The sequence below is a fragment of the Ruegeria sp. D6 genome, from assembly GCF_056534365.1.
Genome location: NZ_JBQFPH010000003.1, coordinates 1 through 18,580 on the forward strand (window position 1 = coordinate 1; position 18,580 = coordinate 18,580).

Below are 18,580 nucleotides of genomic sequence, written 5' to 3' on the forward strand. Positions count from 1 at the left end.
ACGGATACTGAACAGGCATCTCCCATCCCGCAAAATCAACCAACTTACCCCCCAACTCAACATGCAAAGCGTGCAAGGGAGTGCGTTTTAATTCGGTCATTAGACTAACCTTTCAATCAGCGGGACTGGTCGCGAACAACCGTGACGGTGCAATGCGCGTTGCGCACGACACGGGCCAGGTTCGGGCCAATCTCGTAGTTCGGAAAATCGCCTTTGGTCGAAGCCATGACGATCAGATCAAAGCCCTCTTTGTAGGCGAGCTTCAGTATCTCACGATAGACGCTGCCTTCTTCGATATGGATCGCCACATCAGATGCACCGTTGTGATCCAGTATGGCCTGCACCGCATTGCGCACGTGGTCTTTTGCGCCTGCGCCATAGTTGGCGGGCAGGTTCGGCAACTGGATGATCTCAGGAATGACGGCAATCGCGTGCAATTCGGCACCGTAGAACTTTGCTTGTTCTTGTGCGAGCGGCAGGGCGTTCTTCCACGAACGGTCGTCGGTGTGATCAATCGGCAGCAGGATTTTCGTGGCCATCACGTCTCTCCTCGAGAAATGGAATTCTGTTTGAAGCCGGGGGGCCGGGATGGCCCCCCGTATTTTCATCCGAGATTATTCGGCGGGTGTGCCGCCTGGCTCTTCGGACTTGCCGCCCGAAGCGAAGAACTCTTTCGTCAGTTTGAAGACGATCGGGCTCAGCAGCGCCAGGGCGATCAGGTTCGGAATGGCCATCATCGCGTTCAGCGTATCGGCCAGCAGCCAGATGAAGCCCAGATCCGCTGTTGCGCCAAAATAGATCATGACGATCCACAGGACGCGGTAGGGCATCAGGGATTTCACGCCTAGCAGAAACTCAACACATTTCTCGCCATAGAAGGACCAGCCCAGAATGGTGGTAAAGGCAAAGATCGACAGAGCGATGGCGATGAGATACCCACCGATACCCGGCAGCGACAGTTCGAACGCGTGACTGGTTAGTGCTGCACCGGATTCACCCGATGTCCACGCACCCGACGAGATGATCGCCAGACCGGTGATGGTGCAGACGATGATTGTGTCGATGAACGTACCCAGCATCGCGATCAGGCCCTGGTTGACCGGACCTTTGGTCTCGGCTGCGGCGTGTGCGATCGGAGCGGAACCCAGACCGGCTTCGTTCGAGAAAACACCACGTGCCACACCAAAGCGGATCGCGGCCCAAACGGCAGCACCCGCGAAACCACCTTCGGCGGCCGACGGGGTGAAGGCGTAGGTGAAAACAAGCGACAGAGCGGAGCCGATGTTACCGATGTTGATCAGTAGAACCAGCAGGCCTGCGACGATGTAGGCAATCGCCATGAACGGAACCAGTTTACCTGCAACCGCACCGATGCGGGTGATGCCGCCCAGGATCACGGCCGCGGTCAGAACCATCAGGACAACGCCGGTAACCGAAGTGTTCAGGCCGAAGTTCGACTCCAGAACCTGTGCAACACCATTGGCCTGTACGCCGTTGCCGATGCCGAACGCCGCGATTGCGCCGAACAGAGCAAATGCAACACCCAGCCAGGCCCATTTCGCGCCGAGGCCATTTTTGATGTAGTACATCGGGCCGCCGACATAGTTACCAAGCTCGTCTTTTTCGCGGTATTTCACCGCGCAGACAGCTTCGGCATATTTGGTGGCCATGCCCACCAGGGCGGTCATCCACATCCAGAACAAGGCACCCGGACCGCCCAGGAAGACAGCAGTGGCCACACCAGCGATGTTGCCCGTACCGATAGTCGCAGATAGCGAGGTCATCAGCGCGTTGAACGGGCTGATCTGGCCCTCGCCCTGACCTTCGCGGCCTTTGAACAGCAGGCTGAAGCCTGTGCCAATGCGCAGGATCGGCATGAACTTCAGGCCGACCTGCAGGAAGAAGCCAACGCCGAGAATGAGAACCAGCATCAGCGGCCCCCACACGACGCCATTGATGGCCCCTACGATTGAATTTAACGCTTCCATGGTTTCCCTCCCATTTGCGTTAGGTTTATGCCCTGTTCGCCAAAGCCCGCTGGCGGGCCCGCTTAAGGGCGGCAAAGTCTTCGTCCGCGTGGAACGATGATCGGGTCAGCGGCGTTGCCGACACGTGCAAAAAGCCCTTGGAACGCGCGATCTGTTCCAGTTGGGCAAATTCTTCCGGTGTCCAGAACCGGTCAATCGGATGGTGTTTAGGGGTCGGTTGCAGATATTGGCCGACGGTTAGGAAATCGACATTGGCCGCGCGCAGGTCGTCCATGACCTGACGGACATCGTCCAGACTTTCGCCAAGCCCGACCATCAGGCCAGATTTGGTAAAAAGCTCCGGGTTCGCGCGTTTGGCATCATCCAGCAGACGCAGCGAGGTGTAATAGCGTGCACCAGGTCGCACAGTTGGATAAAGGTGCGGCACAGTTTCCAGATTGTGGTTGAAAACGTCCGGCGCCGCTTCAAATACGATCTCTGACGCAGTGCCTTTTCCAAGAAAATCGGGTGTCAGAACCTCGACAGTCGTACCGGGGTTCTGATGGCGCACGGCACGGATGGTCTGAGCGATATGCTCGGCCCCACCATCTGCCAGATCATCGCGATCGACCGAGGTGATCACTACATGACGCAGGCCTAGCTTCTTGACCGCTGCCGCAACACGGCCAGGTTCAAACACATCCAGAGCATCCGGGCGACCCGTTGAGACATTGCAGAACGAACAACCCCGCGTGCAAACCTCACCCATGATCATCATGGTGGCGTGGCGCTTGGACCAGCATTCGCCGATATTGGGGCAGGCGGCTTCTTCGCAGACCGTCGCCAGATCATGCTCGCGCATGAGGCGTCGTGTTTCATAGTATTCAGCGCTGTCGCCCTTTTTCTTGCGAATCCACTTGGGCTTGCGCGGGATGACACTGTCGGCCTTTTTGGCTTTTTCCGGGTGGCGAGGACGAAGCTGGATGGTCATCTGGCTGGTCTCCCTTATGCGTGGATCGCGCGGCCCAGGGCGTCGAGGCAGGCTTCTTTGACGGCCTCGCCCATGGCCGGGTGCGCATGGCAGGTTGCAGCGACTTCGGACACCGTTGCACCCTTTGTCATCGCCAGAACCAGTTCAGCGATCAGATCGCCGCCATGGGCTCCGCAAATATGCGCACCCAGGATCTGGCCGTTCGGGTCTGCCAGAACCTTCACTGCACCGTCTGTTTCACCGGTCGAACGCGCGCGTGAGTTCGCCATGAAGGCGAATTTGCCGACCGAATACTCGGCACCGGATTCTTTCAGTGCTTCTTCGGTCAAACCAACCGAGGCGACTTCGGGGTCGGTGTACACCACGCCGGGGACGGTGTTGTAATCGACGTGACCAGCTTCGCCTGCCAGCATCTCAACACAGGCGACACCATCTTCTTCGGCCTTGTGCGCCAGCATAGGTCCGGGAACGCAATCACCGATGGCGTAGATGCCCGGGACAGATGTCTGAAATGCGCCATCAACTTCAATGAAACCGCGTTGGTTCACGGCCACGCCCAGCTCTTCCAAGCCAAGGCCATGTGTGACTGGGCGGCGACCCACGGCGATCAACACCTTGTCGGCCTCGATCACTTCTTCTTTGTCCTTGCCGACGCGGTCCACAGTTAGTGTCAGGCCAGTATCCGTTTTGTCGACGGATTTTAGTGCCCGGCCCAGCTGGAATTTCAGGCCACGTTTTGACAGCGCGCGTTGCGCCAGTTTGGCAATTTCACCATCCATGCCGGGCAGCACGCGGTCCAGATATTCGACGACCGTAACTTTAGCTCCGAGACGCGCCCAAACTTGCCCAAGTTCCAGTCCGATGACACCGGCACCAATCACCACCAGATGCTCGGGCACACTCTCCAGCGCAATCGCGCCCGTCGAACTGAGGATATCTTGCTCGTCAATCTCAATTCCTGGCAACGGGGTAGGTTCGGAACCAGTGGCAATGAGGATGTTCTTGGCCTCATGGACTTCGTCACCCACCTTGACCTGACCAGCGGCCGGAATTCTGGCCCACCCTTCGATCAGATCTACGCCTTTTTTTTTGAACAAAAACGCAATGCCCTTGGTCAGGTCGCCTACGATCTTGTCCTTGCGTCCCATCATTGCGGGCACATCGATGCTGGCCCCCTCGACCGCAATACCGTGGGAGGAGAGATGTGCAAGTTCGGCATATTTGGCCGAGGAGGTCAGCAACGCTTTGGAGGGTATGCACCCCACATTCAAACAGGTCCCGCCAAGTGCGCCACGTCCTTCGACGCAGGCAACTTTCAGGCCCAGTTGTGCCGCGCGGATCGCGGCGACATAGCCGCCCGGACCGCCCCCGATGACAATAAGATCGTAAGTCATTTGGTCTTCTTTCAGTAGATCGGGTGGCTTGCGCAGAGCGCGCGGACCTTTTCACGGGTTTCCTTTTCGACGGTCTCGTCACCGTCAGACGATTGTGCCAGCGCGTCCAGCACATCACCAATCATGTGGCCAATCTGTTTGAACTCTTCTGGTCCAAACCCACGGCTGCAGCCTGCGGCCGTACCGAGACGGATGCCGCTGGTGACAGTGGGCTTTTCGGGATCACCCGGAACGCTGTTTTTGTTGCAGGTGAATCCTGCACGCTCTAGCGCCGCTTCGGCGTCTTTGCCGGTTACGCCGACTGGGCGCAGATCAACCAGCATAAGGTGGTTTTCAGTGCCGCCCGAAACGATGTCGCACCCGCGCGCCATCATCACGTTGGCCAGTGCCGAGGCACTGTCGACAACGCGCTGCATATATTCTTTGAATTCAGGCTGCAGCGCTTCACCAAATGCGACTGCTTTGCCTGCGATCACATGCATCAGGGGGCCGCCCTGCAGACCCGGGAAAACAGCCGAGTTGATCTTTTTTGCCAGCGCTTCATCGTTTGTAAGAATAATCCCACCGCGCGGACCGCGCAGCGTCTTGTGCGTAGTCGACGTAACAATGTGTGCGTGCCCGATGGGCGAGGGGTGCAGGCCAGTCGCAACCAAGCCGGCGATGTGGGCCATGTCTGCCAGAAGCCATGCGCCAACTTCGTCGGCAATGGCGCGGAAGCGTGCGAAATCGATCTTTTGCGAATAGGCCGATGCGCCTGCAATGATCAGTTTGGGCTTTTCGGCTTTCGCTAATTCTTCAACCTGATCATAGTCAATCAGCCCGGCCTGGGTCAGGCCATACTGAACCGGACGGAACCACTTGCCGGACTGGGCAGGTTTTGCGCCATGGGTCAGGTGACCCCCAGCATCCAACGACATACCAAGAATCGTGTCACCCGGGCTGAGTAGTGCCAGCTTAACCGCCCCGTTGGCTTGCGCGCCCGAGTGCGGCTGAACGTTTGCATATTCGCAGCCAAACAGCTTCTTCAATCGGTCAATGGCTTCGGCCTCAACCTCATCCACATATTCACACCCGCCATAATAGCGGCGACCCGGATAGCCCTCGGCGTATTTGTTTGTAAGTACGGAACCCTGCGCATCGATCACTGCCTGAGAGACGATGTTCTCGGAAGCGATCAGTTCGATCTGTTCAGCCTGGCGTATGCCCTCGCGTGCGATCGATGCTGCGATGACGGGATCAGCCTCGGTGAGCGGTTTTGTGAACATGATCTCCTCCTGTAATCTCGTTTCCAGTGTACGAAATTTTGTTTCCTATAGTGGAATTAGTGTACGCAAGGCAACAAAAATTTCATCACAGTAAAGTTGTTTGGCTCGGGGGAAATGAGTAAGCTTTGATAAAACAAGGAGATTCCCATGTCTGAGGACAACCTGAAAGATGGTGCCGGACCGGAAGAACAGGACGAGGGGGCGGCTTTGGGTCGGTCGATCCGGGATGCACGCCGCGCAAAAGGCTGGACATTGGAGGAGGCCGGGCGCGAAGCGGGAATCGGTCGATCAACACTTTCAAAGATCGAAAACAACCAGACACGTCCAAGTTTCGAGATCGTGCGGCGGCTGACACAGGCCTTGGACATGAACACGCCACAGCTGTTCTTGCAGTCCGCACAATCGGGAATTTCGGGGCGACGTGATTTTACGCCGAAAGGGCAAGGCGAGATAAGAAATACGCCGACCTACATGCACGAATTGCTGTGCTCGGACCTGACCAGTAAGCGAATGCTTCCTTATATCGCGACGATAAAAGCGCGTGACATATCAGAATATGAGAACTGGATCAGGCACACAGGCGAAGAATTTATGTACGTTATCAGTGGCGAGTTGATATTCGTATCCGAGCATTACCGCCCCTTACCGATGAAACCCGGAGATTCTCTGTACTACGATAGCGGTATGGGGCATGGCTGTATTTCTACGAGTAAGGAAGACGCCAGGGTCCTGTGGGTTTCGCTGGAATGACACGTTAGGCCACGGCGCTTTCGCGCAGAATACCAATACTAACCTGAGCAAACGGATATCTCATGGACCGGACTATTTTCACTGGAACTATGCCTGCCCTTATGACGCCGTGTAAGGCCGACAGGACACCTGACTTTGACGCGCTGGTCAAAAAGGGCAAAGAGATGATCGCGGCCGGCATGTCCGCTGTCGTCTATTGTGGCTCGATGGGGGATTGGCCGCTTCTGACGGATGCCCAACGGATGGAGGGCGTGGAACGACTGGTCGACGCTGGCTTGCCGGTTGTCGTGGGGACGGGTGCCATCAACTCGAATTCCGCTGTGGCGCACGCAGCACATGCACAGAAGGTCGGCGCGGCAGGGTTGATGGTTATCCCTCGGGTTCTGTCACGAGGCTCATCGGTTGCCGCGCAAAAGAACCATTTCAAGGCTATTCTTTCTGCGGCACCGGACGTGCCTGCGATCATCTACAACAGCCCTGTCTATGGGTTTGCCACTCGTGCGGATTTGTTTTTTGCACTGCGGGCCGAGCATCCGAATTTGGTTGGCTTTAAGGAGTTCGGGGGCAAGAGCGACCTGCGCTATGCCGCCGAACATATTACATCGCAGGACGATCAGGTCACTTTGATGGTAGGCGTCGATACTGAAGTCTACCATGGGTTTGTGAATTGCGGCGCCACCGGATCGATCACCGGGATAGGAACGGCGCTGCCCAAAGAGGCATTGTTGCTTGCGGCGCTTTCGAAAAAGGCAGCAGAGGGACATGCCGAAGCACGGTTGCGTGCGCGCGAACTGGACGAGGCATTTGGCGTTCTGGCAAGTTTTGACGAAGGCACGGATCTTGTTCTTTACTACAAGCATTTGCTGGTGCTGAACGGCGAAGAAGAATACCGCCTGCATTTCAATGAAACCGACGTGTTGTCTGACGCCCAGCGAAATTACTGCGAGCAACAGTACAATTTGTTTAAGTCGTGGTTTACCGATTGGGTTCGTCAGGGTGGGGTCATTGCGGAATGCATGTGATTGACAGCCATACCGGTGGAATGCCCACACGGGTCATTCTGGACGGGGGGCCTGATCTGGGTTCAGGATCACTGGCTGAACGCGCCAAGCGACTGGCAACGGAACATGAGCGGTTCTACAAGTCTGTTCTACTGGAGCCGCGCGGCCAGCCCGGCATGGTCGGGGCGCTCCTTGTCGAACCGGTCATTGCTGGTTGCAAAGCGGGCGTGATCTACTTTGACGCGGATGCGGTACTGGGCATGTGCGGCCATGGGACGATCGGGTTAGGCGTAACATTGGCGCATCTTGGACAGATCGAGGTTGGCGCGCACCGAATCGAAACTCCGGTAGGTGAGGTTAAGATTGATCTGCTGGACGCCAACACCGTGCAGGTCACCAACATTGAAAGCCGCTGCGTTCATCAGTCCGTGACGGTCGAGACTGCACCGCATGGCCCCGTCACCGGCGATGTCGCTTATGGCGGCAATTGGTTCTTCATTGTCGAGCCAAGCCCGATCCCGGTTGTGCCTGAGAACATTCGCCCGCTGACCGATATGGCTATCGCAATTCGCGAAGCCTGCATTGCGCAAGAAGTTGGTGGCGAAAATGGCGAGCCGGTTGATCATGTGATCTTTCAGGGCATCTCACCGAATGCAGGTATCCATAGCAGAAACTTTGTTCTGTGCCCCGACGATGACTATGACCGTTCGCCATGCGGCACCGGCAGCTCGGCCCGGCTGGCCTGCCTCGCGGCCAGTCGGCGCTTGTCCGCTGGGGAAGAAATCGTTCAGGAAAGCATCATCGGAAGTTCGTACAGGCTGTCCTATCAGCCGGGGCAGGGCGGGGGCATTGTCCCTCAGCTAACTGGCCAGGCGCATGTGATGGCAGAGGGTAAGCTTTTCTTTGCGCAAAATGATCCGTTTCAATTTGGTATTGCGCGTTGACGCAAGGAGACGAGCAAGACGGAATCCCACTCGGGCGTTGTGTTCAGAAAATCGTATCAGGTGGACAAACCGGCGTAGACACTGCCGCATTGGAGTTTGCCCGCGCAAACGGCATCCCTTACGGCGGCTGGGTGCCGAAGGGTCGAACGAATGAGGATGGGTTGATTCCGGCGCATCTCAGCGGGCTTGTTGAAACGAAGTCTGAAGATGTGGCTGAACGGACAAGGCTCAACGTCTTTGCCAGTGACGCCACGCTTGTTTTTATCGACGGGTCAGACAGTCCCGGCACGCGGAAAACGGTTGAGTTTGCAGTTGATGCTGAAAAACCGCATCTGGTGGTGGATATCAGAAAAGGAAAGGCCGATTGCGCGCAACAGATACGTGCTTGGCTGAGCGCCAACCCTGTAACAGTTCTGAACATTGCAGGTCCGCGCGCTTCGGAGGCCCCCGAGATTGGTCCGCGTGTGAACGAGGTGCTGGACGCTTGTCTGGATCAGTTCATTCAGCCCAAGTAATCGCGCAGCGCTGGCGGAGGATTGTTGAAGAGTGTCTCGGTCTCAGCAGGTGGATGTGCGATTTGATCCGCAACCAATACGGTTTGGTCGGTTATCCGAAGCGCATCCCGTGGGTCGTGGCTGACCATAAGCAGGGTGGTTTTGGTCTCGGCAACCAGTTCTGCGACCAGATCCAGCATCTCAGTTTTCAAGGCGGGTCCCAGCGCTGCAAAAGGTTCGTCGAGCAATAACACCTGACGCTTTTGCACAAGGATCCTCGCCAGCGCCACGCGGCTTTGCTGACCACCTGACAATTCGGCGGGCTTTCTGGCCGCCTTTCCCTGCAGGCCAACGCGGCCGAGGGCCGATTGAATGTGGTGTTGGTCGTCTGCGGTCAAACCTCCATTGGGCCTTAGGCCCAGGGCAACATTCTGTTCTGCGCTCAGGTGAGGAAACAGGTTTCCGTCCTGAAACAGCATTGCAATCGGTCGACTGCCTGGTGGTAATGTCGACAGGTCATGATCCTTCCAGTGGATGTGCCCACTTCTCAGGTCTCGAAAACCCGCGATAGTTTCAAGAAGTGTTGATTTTCCTGCCCCCGACGGACCGATGATCGCAACGCTGGATCCGGCCTTGACTTCAAAGTCAGCACTTAATTGGAAGTCGCCATTTGCGATGATGCAATTATCAAGCTTCAGCATGCCAGCGACCCCCTCGATCCAGAACCCAGAAAACACTCATCGATAGTATAAGCAGCAGCAGCGCGCCTCCTGCTGCGGCCTGCATCTGGTAGGCGCCCATCAGGCGGTAGATTTGCAGGGGCAGCGTCGCGATCTGCGCATCTGCAAACAGGGCGATCACACCCAGATCACCCATGGACAGTGCCGCCGTCAGGCCCGCGGCAAAACCGATCTGGGGGCGCAGGCGCGGAAGCATGACACGCAAGAAAAAGGACCAGTTGTTCATGTTCAGGGCCAGTGCCAACCGCCCGTGCCGTTCCAACACATCGCGCGCTGCGGGAACCAAAATTCGAAGGGCGAAGGGGAGGGCCATAACCGCGTTCACAAGCGCGGTTACCGGCAACGCGAGAGTTGTAGGATTGGCCAGCGGGCGGATCAGAATAAAGAGACCCGTACCAATGACCAAGGGCGAGGCGGCGAGGCCAAGAAGTCCGCCAAGTTCGACGATGCCGAACCGGCCTGTCGCGACAGCTGTCGCCATGGGCAGGGCCAGCAGTAATAGGAGGATGGTACTGGCGGCGGCAACACAGATTGAAATTATAGCGGCACGGAATACCAAAACCGGCATCTCAAACAGCCCAGCGATACCCGAAATCGTGACGGATGCCAGAGGTAGCAGCAGGAACGCGGCGGCGGTGATAATCCAAAACGCATCCAGCAGTGGTCCTCGGCCATCCCAGCGCCGGATCTCACGATTCAGGCCGGTACCGAACCCGTCGCCGCGCGAGAACTTTAAGGCTGCCAACGCAGCCGCTGCAGTCAGGAAAAGTTGCAAAGCGGATAATAAGGCGGCGCGCCCTAAGTCAAAATCATATGTAAAGGCCTGATAGATCGCGAGTTCAATCGTGGTGGCGCGCGGCCCTCCACCCAGCGTCAGGGCAACCGCAAAACTGGTCAGGCAAATGGCGAAGATCACGGCCAGCACTCCGGGCAGAATGCGGCGAAGCATTGGCAATTCGATCAAACGGAACATTGCCATTCCTTCGCACCCAAGTTGGGCCGCTAGCCGGAAACGCTCGGCAGGGATCTCCTGCCAACCCTGCAAGATCAGGCGTGTTGCCAGAGGTAGATTAAAAAATACGTGGGCCAGAACGACACCGTGCAGCCCATAGATTCGAATGGGCGGCAGACCGAAATAGCCCAACGCGTCCGAAATCCATCCTGCCCTGCCAAAGACCTGAAGCAATCCCAGAATGGCGACGATGACCGGCAGGATGAAAGGTGCACCCAACAGCGTGATCAGGACGCGCCTACCGGTGAACCGGCGGCGGGCCAGCGCGCGGGCGACCGGAATAGCCAGACCAGCGCTGAACACTGCAGAGAGTGTTGCTTGCAACAGGGTGAAGCGTAAGGCTGCCCAGTCGGCTGGACCAAACCCACCGCCAGAATCAGCGCGCACCGCCACCATGAACAGAGTGCCCAATATCAGCGCGGCAACGATCGCTGCAGCACTGACACCAGGAAGCGGGTTTACTGGCTGAGTGCGCCCAACCATTCCGAAAGCGCCTGTTCCCGCGCGATGGCGGCTTGGTCCTGATCAAACAGCAAGGACTTCTGAGGGATCGTTAGAGTTTCAAAACCTTCGGGCAGACCGGAAGATGGGGTTACGGCCGGGTACATCCAGTTGGTCGTTGGAATGATCGTCTGAAACGCGTCAGACACCATGAAGTTCAGAAACTGATCTGCCAGCTCGGGCTGATCGGAATTGGCTAGCTTGGCCGCAACCTCGACTTGCATATAATGGCCTTCGTCAAAGGCTGCCGCTGCTTTGCTGGCATCTTCCTCGGCAATCAGGTGATAGGCTGGCGAGGTCGTATAGCTTAGAACCATGTCGGCCTCACCTTCAAGGAACAAGCCATATGACTCGGACCAGCCCTTGGTCACCGTCACGATATTGTCGGCAAGGTCAGCCCAGATTTCTTGGGCTTCATCGCCATACGCGGCCTTGACCCACAGCAGAAGACCCAGCCCCGGCGTCGATGAACGCGGATCCTGAATGATGATCTTGATGTCACTATCTGCCAACTCGCGGAAGCTGTTAGGAGCGGCAAAATCTGCATTGTGAACAAATGCAAAGTAACCCCAGTCGTAGGGGGCAAAAACTGTGTCGGTCCACTCGATGGGCAGAGCATACTCGGCAGTGATTGAATGAGGTGCAAACAGGCCGGTTTCTTTAGCTGCCGATATCAAGTTGGTATCCAAACCCAATACAATATCGGCGTCGCTGTTTTCGCCTTCCAGCCGAATGCGTGACAGCAGTGCCGCGCCATCTTCGACGCCGACAAGGTTCAGGTCGCATTCGCATTGCGCTTCAAACGCCTCTTCGACCTTCGGGCCGGGGCCCCAGTCCGAAACGAAGCTGTCGTAAGTATATACGGTCAACGTGGGCTTATCGGCTGCCACAGCCGAAGTCGCAGTCAGTATTCCCGCAGCAATTGCCAGATGTTTCATATCATCCTCCAATGCGGCGAGAGGGTAAGGATGGATGAAACCTGTACCTTTCCCTCCGCCGGTTCTAGCCGGTTCAGGTTCAACGGGTTTGCCAATTGGCATCTCAGCGCGGTCTTTAGCGCACCCCGAGGTAGGGTCGTGATTAGGGGGATGAGAGGATGATTTCAACCGAAATCGTTAGGTTCTCGTTCAATAAGCATTGAATGAAATACCATAAGAACGAGCCACGAAGCCAGAGAATTCCTTTAGGAGATATGCGCATATTTGACGCGCATATAGTATATTGATATTCTCAGGCACATGGAGACCAAGACAGAATGAACGCTCAACCACGCAAACCGACCAATCTATCACTTGATAGCGCTTTGCTCACCGAGGCCAGAGCGCTGAACGTGAACCTGTCGCGTGCCGCCGAAGAAGGAGTGCGTGCCGCCGTTGCCGCTGCGAAGGCCGCGCAGTGGAAGGCTGAAAATGCCGAAGCGCTGCAAAGCTCAAATTCATATGTTGAACAACACGGGTTGCCCTTGGACGGCTTTCGCCAGTTCTGATGCCGAAATACGATGTATTCCCCAACCCATCCGGCGATGGCTATCTTCTGGATGTGCAAACCGATCTTCTGAGCGATCTGAATACCCGCATGGTGGTGCCGCTTTTGTCAAAAGCACGTGCGCCGAAACCAGCGACCCGCCTCAACCCTGAGTTCCTGATAGATGGTGAGCAGGTTGTAATGGTGACCCAGTTCATGGCTGCTGTTCCTGTGGGACTCCTCAAATCACCCGTGGGTCATCTGAAAGATGATTTCGAGCAGATCACCGTGGCCGTAGACATGCTGATGCAAGGTTTCTGAACGACAATGGCTGGCCTCATTGGCCAGCCATCTTGCACGCATAACACCTGTCAGGTGTTATGCTTCTGCTCTACTTGTCGCGCAGTACCACGACACTGCAATGTGCATGACGGACCACACGTGCCGCCGTTGAACCGATCAGATAGTCCGAAAGGCCCGGTTGGTGTGACGCCACTACTATGCAGTCCACTTTGTGTTCCTCGGCCCAATCCAGAATGGAATTTGTTGGATGACCTGTAACAACATGGGTGCCGATCTTCGGAGACTCCATCGATGCGTTCAGTTTGTCCTCAAAATCAGAAACGCTTTTCTGAACCTGCTCGGGTGGAAAGTACGACCCGATATACGAAGGTAGTTCTTCGAGAACGGACAGCACCGATACTGTCCCGCCATCCGACAGCAAGCGGCTCGCTGCATCCAGAGATTTGGCACAGTCGTTGATGTGATCAGGGGCGACTGGAACGAGGATATGGTTATACATCTGTACCTCCGGACTATTTCAGGATGTTGGGCAACCAGGTGGCGATCTGCGGGAAGATGAAGATCAGGGTCAGGCCAACGAACTGGAGCGCCACAAACGGGCCAACCGAATTGTAGACATCCCCCATGCTGACATCTTTGGGCAGAACCCCTTTGATCCAGAACAGCACAAAACCGAACGGAGGTGTCAGGTAAGCGATTTGGATGTTCACGATGAACAGCGCGCCAAACCACAGCTTGTCGATCCCCAATTCGTCGATAATCGGGATGAACAGTGGTGTGCACAGCATGATGATGGCCCAATCATCCATCACCATACCCAGGACGAGGATGATCAGCATCATCATCAGCAGGATGCCGGTTGCACCGCCGGGCATGGAAAGAACCAGATTGGTCAGCAGGTCCTGGCTGCCAAGCGTGTTGAACACATTAAGATAGACGGTGGCACCAATCAGAATCCAAAGCCCCATACCGCTGAGCTTCAAGGTGGACACCAACGATTCCCTCAGCACCTCCCAGGTCAGTTTGCCGTAGATCAGGTTGATGACAAAGGCGCCTGCGGCACCAAATGCGGCAGCTTCCGCCGGTGTTGCGATACCGCCCCAGATGACGCCCAGAACGATGATGATGAGTAAGGCAAACGGCCAGATGCTGAGAACGGCGGTCAGTTTTTCGGTGCGGGTGAATTTCTGATCAGCGGGCAGGGCGGGGCCCAGCTCGGGCTGGATTTTACAACGTACGCCGATGTAGATCGTGTAGAACGTGGCCAGCATCAGGCCGGGCAGCAACCCCGCCATGAACAGGTCACCGATCGAAACCTTGGCCAGCAATCCATAGAAGATGAACGGAACGCTTGGTGGGATCAGAGCACCCAACGCACCGCCTGCCGCGATACAACCGATCGCGATACGGCGATCATATTTGTAGCGCATCATCGAAGGATAGGCGATCTGACCCATCGTGGTGGTCGCCGGTGGTGTGATGCCGGTGATTGCAGCAAAAACAGTACAGACCTGAACTGTACCCATCGCGAGACCACCATGAATGTGGCCGATCAGCTTGTAAACGGCGTCATAGGCCGTTTCGGCTATCCCCGAAAATCTTATGAGTGAGCCCATGAACAGGAACAAAGGCACTGTGACCAGTACCGAATTCCAAGGCGTTGAATAGAATGCACTGGGCACGGACAACAGCGCGCGAGGTTCGAAAACCAGGGCAAATAGAACCGCTGTTCCGCCCAAGCCGAACGCAACCGGCAGCCCCATGAAAAGGATCCCAAACAGTATTAAGAAATACAGCGCTGTAATTAGTTCGAGGCTCATGATCTTTAGTTTCCCTACCTAGTGGCCGTTCGCGCGGTCTTTGCCGGGTTGCGTGTCAGCAGTGCTTTTAACACTGACATGCGCTCGTCTGGTGCGCTGGCCCGACGATCGGGCCAGCGAAAGAGTTTTAGCTATGTTGGAAAGATGACATTGCGCGGGATTATTGCGCGTTCGCCTTGTCTTCCAGGAACCTCTTGAAGATTTCCACGCCTTTGGCGTTGCCCTCGGATGCGGCTGCAACCTGCGGCCAAACTTCGGCAATGGATTTCTCGCGCATACGAGCAACTTCTTCATCGCTCAGCTCGATTACTTCACCACCGGCATCGCGCAGGATTTGAAGCGCTTCTTCGACACCTTCCGCATGCATGCGGCTGGTTTCGAAATAGGTTTCTTCAAAAACTCCGTTGATCTTTTCGCGCTGCCAGTCGGTCAGGGCGTTCCAGCTCTGCAGGTTGATGAAGATCTCCTGGTGCTGAGCAGGGTTCCAGCCGGGCATGATCGCATAGTCGATAACTTCCTGGAACGACATGTCATCGATGCCGCCTGTATCCCAGTAGGTGCCTTCGATGGTGCCCAGTTTGATTGCGGTGTAAATCTCACCACCGTTCATCGAGACCGGCGCGCCGCCCATGGTCGAGTGGAAGATGGCCTGGGGTCCACCGGCGCGCATCTTGCGGCCTTCCAGATCTTCCAGTTTTTCGACACGGAACTTGGTGAACATTGCGTTCGGTCCCTGGTTGGTCCAGCCTGCCCACTGCAGGTTCCGCGCGTTGGCGGCCTCTTGCACGATGTCACCAACGCGGTAGTCGGGGTTGCCCCACATCACTTCCCACGCTTCTTCGGTGTTGTCGGCACCCATGGCCATGCCAAACGCCAGCATGCCTTCGGGCATGTCGCCACCATAGACTGAACCCCAGCCCGCGTAGCCATCGGTCAGACCAGCAGCCGCTGCGCCAAAGGCCTCTGCACCACTGACCAGCGCCCCTGCGGGCTCAACACGGATTTTGACCGTGCCTTCAGTCGCTTTTTCAACTGCTTCAACCCAAGGGATCAGGCCATTGTCCCAGCCGGCATCGGTCTGGTCAAATGCGGGCTGGAAGGTCCACTCGGTTACTTCATCCGGCGGCCCATCTTGTGCGACGGCAATGCTTGCGGTCACGGCTATGGCGCCTGCCCAAATGGTTGTGTGCACAAACCTGTTTGGTTTCATGTTAATTCCTCCTCGTTAGTGGATCAGTCTATTTTCGTTTGTATTTGCAGGCGCCCAGAACAGCGTGTCTAACTGCGCCCGAAGATCGTTTGCAGATCGCGGAGCAAGTGTTTCAGGACCACCAAGAGAACCATTGCACCGCTGAGTGGGATCGCAAATTTGATCGGATAAATCGGGATCGGAATGGATGTCGGGGTCTTCTGATTAAGCATCAGAGACAGCGATGCGGCTTCGTAACCCTTCCAGATCAATGCGACCAGAAACAGGATTGCAATCGGTGCCGTCAGGACATCCAAAATCGCCTTTGACCGCTTGCTGGCGTTTGCATAAAACAGGTCGAGTTTGACGAAACTGTCATGCTGCAATGCATAGACGCCGCCGGTGCAGGCCAACAACACCATCGCAGCTTGCAATGTGGTGCCGATCCACTGGGAGGGCGCGTTCAGTACATAGCGCATGAATACGTCCGACACGCCAAACGCCATGCAATACAAGATGAGAAACCAGCCGATGCGGCCCATGACTTCTGAGATTGCGCTTGTCAGCTTTTCCAGACCGCGCATCAGCATGCCAACCTCGTTGTGTTTTTCATGGATCTGGTTCTCCCTCAAAAAATCTGTACGCTGAATTGATGTACCGGACCCTTCGCGTCGGGGTTCGGACGGACATCAGAGAAACGTCTGCTGAATCGCTGTTCACAGAGTCGACGCATATCCCACTCCTGCAAAACCATGCGAACGGTCTCCCTCCCTAGTCGCATCGAACGGCCCGGGTGATCCCTAATTTCGACATGGAACTTCCCGGATCGCTACAGCAAACGCGAAGGAGTTCGACTGAGAAAGATACAGTTGTTTGTAATAATGGGTACAGATTTCATCGCGCCAAGTGACTGTTCGATGCCGCGATTCAGTCCCGAGCGTTAAGATGTTACAAGTTCAACAATGGCAGCGCAGGTTGCTTAAGCACATCTCAGGTCAGTATAAGTACTTTAAAAACATAGCGTTGGCTGAAGTCTCTTTTTTGAGTTATCATCAACCCGCTTTTAGTAAGAGCGCTATTGCTTTCAGCATTGCCAGTACAGAATTGGGAAATTTGGCGTCGTTTCCACTTTGCATGGAGCACTTGAAAACATGGGCACAGTTTGCAAATCGCGTCGCAGAATTTGCGACTAGAGCCTGACAGGACATGACACAACGGTTGAGCATCGACAAATCTCAGTCCAGCGGTTTGCGAGATCAGATCGTCTCGCAGATTTCACGACTCATTTTTGAAGGTTTGATGCCGTCTGGACTAAAGCTTGCCTCATGTCGGGGGTTGGCGCGGGATCTCGATGTTTCGATCAATACGGTCGTCGCGGCTTATCGAAAGCTTGAAGAAGAGCAACTGATCGAGGCCCGGCCCCGCTCGGGTTATTATGTCTGCTCTGACGTGGGGATTCGCACGGACGGTGATGCGATTGGGCGAACCAACACCAGACAGCGCACATCGATTGGCCAGAAACTGAACAAACTGCGCCGCACCGAAGAGATCGAAACCATCCAGCGCCCGAATGACTGGTACAAGTACGACTATCCGTTTGTGTGCAACCAAATCGATGATGGCGCATTCCCAGTTGCGGATTGGCGCGAATGCACTCGGTTGGCCATGAATCGAAAGCACCTGAAAATCTGGTCTGCGGACGGGCTGTACGAGGATTGCTTTGAACTTATCGAGCAGGTCCGGCAGCGCATCCTGCCCCGTCGCGGTATTTTTGAACCCAGCGATTCAATCCTGATCACATTGGGTTCGCAAAACGGGTTATTTATCACCAGCCTGTTGTTCGGCGGGCGCGATAAAACTGCGGTTATGGAGGATCCGGGATATCCGGATGCACGCAAGATCCTTCAGGCAAATTTTGGGAATGTAAGGTTTCAACCCATTGATAGCGAGGGTCTGATCGTCGATGAACGTCTGCGCGAGGCTGACCTGGTATTCGTAACCCCCAATCGCCAGCACCCAACCACCGTTACGATGTCCGAGCGCCGCCGCAAGGCCTTGCTGCAGGCCGCTGAAGAGTATGATTTTTACATAGTCGAAGACGATTACGAATGCGATGTGGATTACCGGCATTCTACTTTGCTGCCGCTGCGCAGTCTGGATGACACGGATCGACTGATCTATTTGGGCAGCCTTTCCAAAGGTCTTTCACCAGGTTTGCGCCTGGGGTATCTGGCGGCTGCGCCAGAATTTATTGACGCCGCGCGCGATTGCCGGGGAATGATGATGCGCCATCCGCCGATGATTCTTCAGCACACTGCTGCCGCGTTTATTAACTTGGGGTACTATGATGGCTTGTTGCGCAGGGTTCGCCAGAATTATGAGCTGCGCTGGCATCTGGCTGATACGACGATCCGTGAAAAGCTACCCCATTTCCTGAAAACGGGCGAATTTGGCGGAACGGTTTTTGTGCTTTCTGATCCCGAGGCCCGGTTGGATGCCATGACGATATGTCAAGCCGCCCTAAACCGCGGTGTTATTGTGGAGCCGATCGGGCCCTGTTTTTCAAATAAAACCGCAGGGAGATACCACTTTCGTCTTGGCGTCTCGTCAATCCAACCCGGTTCTATCCGAAAAGGGATTGAGCTGTTGTCCGAAGTGATTTCAGACCTACGCGCAACAAACTCGTAATGTCCCAGGGCGGGATGCAAACCAACAGTCCGCAAGCTTAAGAATATTGATCGATGG

At 55.8% G+C, this 18,580-nt stretch carries 19 protein-coding genes and 1 riboswitch; of the genes, 7 read left to right on the forward strand and 12 right to left on the reverse strand.

Features of this window, described 5'->3' with window-relative positions:
* Window positions 1-116 precede the first annotated feature (116 nt).
* The 5 genes from ACR0A1_RS11990 to glyA form a co-directional block, all read right to left on the reverse strand.
* Window positions 117-539 carry a universal stress protein gene (locus tag ACR0A1_RS11990; RefSeq protein WP_170393736.1) on the reverse strand — a complete coding sequence of 141 codons (423 nt, stop codon included), beginning with the start codon at window positions 537-539 and terminating at the stop codon, window positions 117-119.
* A gap of 75 nt (window positions 540-614) precedes the next feature.
* Window positions 615-1,988, reverse strand: a complete 1,374-nt coding sequence (locus ACR0A1_RS11995; protein ID WP_170393738.1) for an alanine/glycine:cation symporter family protein — start codon at window positions 1,986-1,988, stop codon at window positions 615-617.
* A 25-nt stretch (window positions 1,989-2,013) separates the two neighbouring features.
* Complete coding sequence (gene lipA, locus ACR0A1_RS12000; RefSeq protein WP_170625737.1) at window positions 2,014-2,958, reverse strand: lipoyl synthase; 945 nt, start codon at window positions 2,956-2,958, stop codon at window positions 2,014-2,016.
* 14 nt (window positions 2,959-2,972) lie between these two features.
* The gene (lpdA, locus tag ACR0A1_RS12005; protein ID WP_480867653.1) at window positions 2,973-4,352 is read right to left on the reverse strand and encodes a dihydrolipoyl dehydrogenase; all 1,380 of its coding nucleotides are present in this window, start codon (window positions 4,350-4,352) and stop codon (window positions 2,973-2,975) included.
* Between the two features lie 11 nt (window positions 4,353-4,363).
* Entirely contained in the window at window positions 4,364-5,617 is a 1,254-nt protein-coding gene (glyA, locus tag ACR0A1_RS12010) for a serine hydroxymethyltransferase (RefSeq protein ID WP_170465569.1), read from the reverse strand.
* Window positions 5,618-5,764: 147 nt separating this feature from the next.
* Between glyA and ACR0A1_RS12015 the strand changes: the two genes are divergently transcribed.
* The 4 genes from ACR0A1_RS12015 (at window position 5,765) to ACR0A1_RS12030 (ending at window position 8,827) form a co-directional block, all read left to right on the forward strand.
* Complete coding sequence (locus tag ACR0A1_RS12015; RefSeq protein ID WP_170393747.1) at window positions 5,765-6,367, forward strand: helix-turn-helix domain-containing protein; 603 nt, start codon at window positions 5,765-5,767, stop codon at window positions 6,365-6,367.
* Between the two features lie 62 nt (window positions 6,368-6,429).
* Window positions 6,430-7,389: a dihydrodipicolinate synthase family protein gene (locus ACR0A1_RS12020; RefSeq protein WP_170422500.1), complete on the forward strand. Its 960-nt coding sequence runs from the start codon at window positions 6,430-6,432 to the stop codon at window positions 7,387-7,389.
* A complete protein-coding gene (locus tag ACR0A1_RS12025) occupies window positions 7,380-8,312 on the forward strand; it encodes a 4-hydroxyproline epimerase (protein WP_480867656.1) in 933 nt (310 codons plus the stop codon). Before ACR0A1_RS12020 ends, ACR0A1_RS12025 begins: the two co-directional genes overlap by 10 nt.
* Window positions 8,309-8,827 (forward strand): putative molybdenum carrier protein, encoded by a 519-nt coding sequence (locus tag ACR0A1_RS12030; protein ID WP_480867658.1) that lies wholly within the window; start codon window positions 8,309-8,311, stop codon window positions 8,825-8,827. Before ACR0A1_RS12025 ends, ACR0A1_RS12030 begins: the two co-directional genes overlap by 4 nt.
* Here ACR0A1_RS12030 and ACR0A1_RS12035 read toward each other — a convergent pair.
* The 3 genes from ACR0A1_RS12035 to thiB are packed head-to-tail and all read right to left on the reverse strand — an operon-like array spanning window position 8,815 to window position 11,997.
* Window positions 8,815-9,507, reverse strand: a complete 693-nt coding sequence (locus ACR0A1_RS12035) for a thiamine ABC transporter ATP-binding protein (protein WP_480867660.1) — start codon at window positions 9,505-9,507, stop codon at window positions 8,815-8,817. The genes ACR0A1_RS12030 and ACR0A1_RS12035 overlap by 13 nt on opposite strands.
* Entirely contained in the window at window positions 9,494-11,041 is a 1,548-nt protein-coding gene (locus tag ACR0A1_RS12040) for a thiamine/thiamine pyrophosphate ABC transporter permease ThiP (RefSeq protein WP_480867662.1), read from the reverse strand. The genes ACR0A1_RS12035 and ACR0A1_RS12040 overlap by 14 nt, the downstream gene beginning before the upstream one ends.
* Window positions 11,017-11,997 carry a thiamine ABC transporter substrate binding subunit gene (gene thiB / locus ACR0A1_RS12045; RefSeq protein ID WP_480751711.1) on the reverse strand — a complete coding sequence of 327 codons (981 nt, stop codon included), beginning with the start codon at window positions 11,995-11,997 and terminating at the stop codon, window positions 11,017-11,019. The genes ACR0A1_RS12040 and thiB overlap by 25 nt, the downstream gene beginning before the upstream one ends.
* 32 nt (window positions 11,998-12,029) lie before the next feature.
* Window positions 12,030-12,135, reverse strand: a riboswitch (TPP riboswitch).
* 179 nt (window positions 12,136-12,314) lie between these two features.
* On the opposite strand from thiB, the gene ACR0A1_RS12050 reads away from it, so the two are divergent.
* The gene (locus tag ACR0A1_RS12050; protein WP_170511663.1) at window positions 12,315-12,545 is read left to right on the forward strand and encodes a type II toxin-antitoxin system CcdA family antitoxin; all 231 of its coding nucleotides are present in this window, start codon (window positions 12,315-12,317) and stop codon (window positions 12,543-12,545) included.
* On the forward strand, window positions 12,545-12,844 hold the full coding sequence (locus ACR0A1_RS12055) for a CcdB family protein (RefSeq protein ID WP_480867664.1): 300 nt from the start codon (window positions 12,545-12,547) through the stop codon (window positions 12,842-12,844). The genes ACR0A1_RS12050 and ACR0A1_RS12055 overlap by 1 nt, the downstream gene beginning before the upstream one ends.
* A 70-nt stretch (window positions 12,845-12,914) precedes the next feature.
* On the opposite strand, the gene ACR0A1_RS12060 is transcribed toward ACR0A1_RS12055, so the two are convergent.
* The 4 genes from ACR0A1_RS12060 to ACR0A1_RS12075 all read right to left on the reverse strand — a co-directional run bounded on the left by ACR0A1_RS12060 (window position 12,915) and on the right by ACR0A1_RS12075 (window position 16,425).
* The gene (locus ACR0A1_RS12060; protein ID WP_170393765.1) at window positions 12,915-13,325 is read right to left on the reverse strand and encodes a universal stress protein; all 411 of its coding nucleotides are present in this window, start codon (window positions 13,323-13,325) and stop codon (window positions 12,915-12,917) included.
* 13 nt (window positions 13,326-13,338) lie between these two features.
* The gene (locus tag ACR0A1_RS12065; protein WP_170393768.1) at window positions 13,339-14,646 is read right to left on the reverse strand and encodes a TRAP transporter large permease; all 1,308 of its coding nucleotides are present in this window, start codon (window positions 14,644-14,646) and stop codon (window positions 13,339-13,341) included.
* 160 nt (window positions 14,647-14,806) lie between these two features.
* Window positions 14,807-15,805 (reverse strand): TRAP transporter substrate-binding protein DctP, encoded by a 999-nt coding sequence (locus ACR0A1_RS12070; RefSeq protein ID WP_170625728.1) that lies wholly within the window; start codon window positions 15,803-15,805, stop codon window positions 14,807-14,809.
* A gap of 119 nt (window positions 15,806-15,924) precedes the next feature.
* Window positions 15,925-16,425 carry a TRAP transporter small permease subunit gene (locus tag ACR0A1_RS12075; RefSeq protein WP_170393772.1) on the reverse strand — a complete coding sequence of 167 codons (501 nt, stop codon included), beginning with the start codon at window positions 16,423-16,425 and terminating at the stop codon, window positions 15,925-15,927.
* A gap of 616 nt (window positions 16,426-17,041) precedes the next feature.
* On the opposite strand from ACR0A1_RS12075, the gene ACR0A1_RS12080 reads away from it, so the two are divergent.
* Window positions 17,042-18,523, forward strand: a complete 1,482-nt coding sequence (locus ACR0A1_RS12080) for an aminotransferase-like domain-containing protein (RefSeq protein WP_480867667.1) — start codon at window positions 17,042-17,044, stop codon at window positions 18,521-18,523.
* The last annotated feature ends 57 nt before the right edge of the window (window positions 18,524-18,580 follow it).

What these genes read in the sequence shown, in the direction of transcription:
- glyA (WP_170465569.1), bottom strand. Translation starts at nt 5,617, where the DNA reads ATGTTCACAAAACCGCTCACCGAGGCTGATCCCGTCATCGCAGCATCG.
- ACR0A1_RS12075 (WP_170393772.1), bottom strand. Translation starts at nt 16,425, where the DNA reads ATGCTGATGCGCGGTCTGGAAAAGCTGACAAGCGCAATCTCAGAAGTC.
- lipA (WP_170625737.1), bottom strand. Translation starts at nt 2,958, where the DNA reads ATGACCATCCAGCTTCGTCCTCGCCACCCGGAAAAAGCCAAAAAGGCC.
- ACR0A1_RS12065 (WP_170393768.1), bottom strand. Translation starts at nt 14,646, where the DNA reads ATGAGCCTCGAACTAATTACAGCGCTGTATTTCTTAATACTGTTTGGG.
- ACR0A1_RS12060 (WP_170393765.1), bottom strand. Translation starts at nt 13,325, where the DNA reads ATGTATAACCATATCCTCGTTCCAGTCGCCCCTGATCACATCAACGAC.
- ACR0A1_RS12035 (WP_480867660.1), bottom strand. Translation starts at nt 9,507, where the DNA reads ATGCTGAAGCTTGATAATTGCATCATCGCAAATGGCGACTTCCAATTA.
- ACR0A1_RS12040 (WP_480867662.1), bottom strand. Translation starts at nt 11,041, where the DNA reads ATGGTTGGGCGCACTCAGCCAGTAAACCCGCTTCCTGGTGTCAGTGCT.
- thiB (WP_480751711.1), bottom strand. Translation starts at nt 11,997, where the DNA reads ATGAAACATCTGGCAATTGCTGCGGGAATACTGACTGCGACTTCGGCT.
- lpdA (WP_480867653.1), bottom strand. Translation starts at nt 4,352, where the DNA reads ATGACTTACGATCTTATTGTCATCGGGGGCGGTCCGGGCGGCTATGTC.
- ACR0A1_RS12020 (WP_170422500.1), top strand. Translation starts at nt 6,430, where the DNA reads ATGGACCGGACTATTTTCACTGGAACTATGCCTGCCCTTATGACGCCG.
- ACR0A1_RS11990 (WP_170393736.1), bottom strand. Translation starts at nt 539, where the DNA reads ATGGCCACGAAAATCCTGCTGCCGATTGATCACACCGACGACCGTTCG.
- ACR0A1_RS12025 (WP_480867656.1), top strand. Translation starts at nt 7,380, where the DNA reads ATGCATGTGATTGACAGCCATACCGGTGGAATGCCCACACGGGTCATT.
- ACR0A1_RS12050 (WP_170511663.1), top strand. Translation starts at nt 12,315, where the DNA reads ATGAACGCTCAACCACGCAAACCGACCAATCTATCACTTGATAGCGCT.
- ACR0A1_RS12055 (WP_480867664.1), top strand. Translation starts at nt 12,545, where the DNA reads ATGCCGAAATACGATGTATTCCCCAACCCATCCGGCGATGGCTATCTT.
- ACR0A1_RS12015 (WP_170393747.1), top strand. Translation starts at nt 5,765, where the DNA reads ATGTCTGAGGACAACCTGAAAGATGGTGCCGGACCGGAAGAACAGGAC.
- ACR0A1_RS12080 (WP_480867667.1), top strand. Translation starts at nt 17,042, where the DNA reads ATGACACAACGGTTGAGCATCGACAAATCTCAGTCCAGCGGTTTGCGA.
- ACR0A1_RS11995 (WP_170393738.1), bottom strand. Translation starts at nt 1,988, where the DNA reads ATGGAAGCGTTAAATTCAATCGTAGGGGCCATCAATGGCGTCGTGTGG.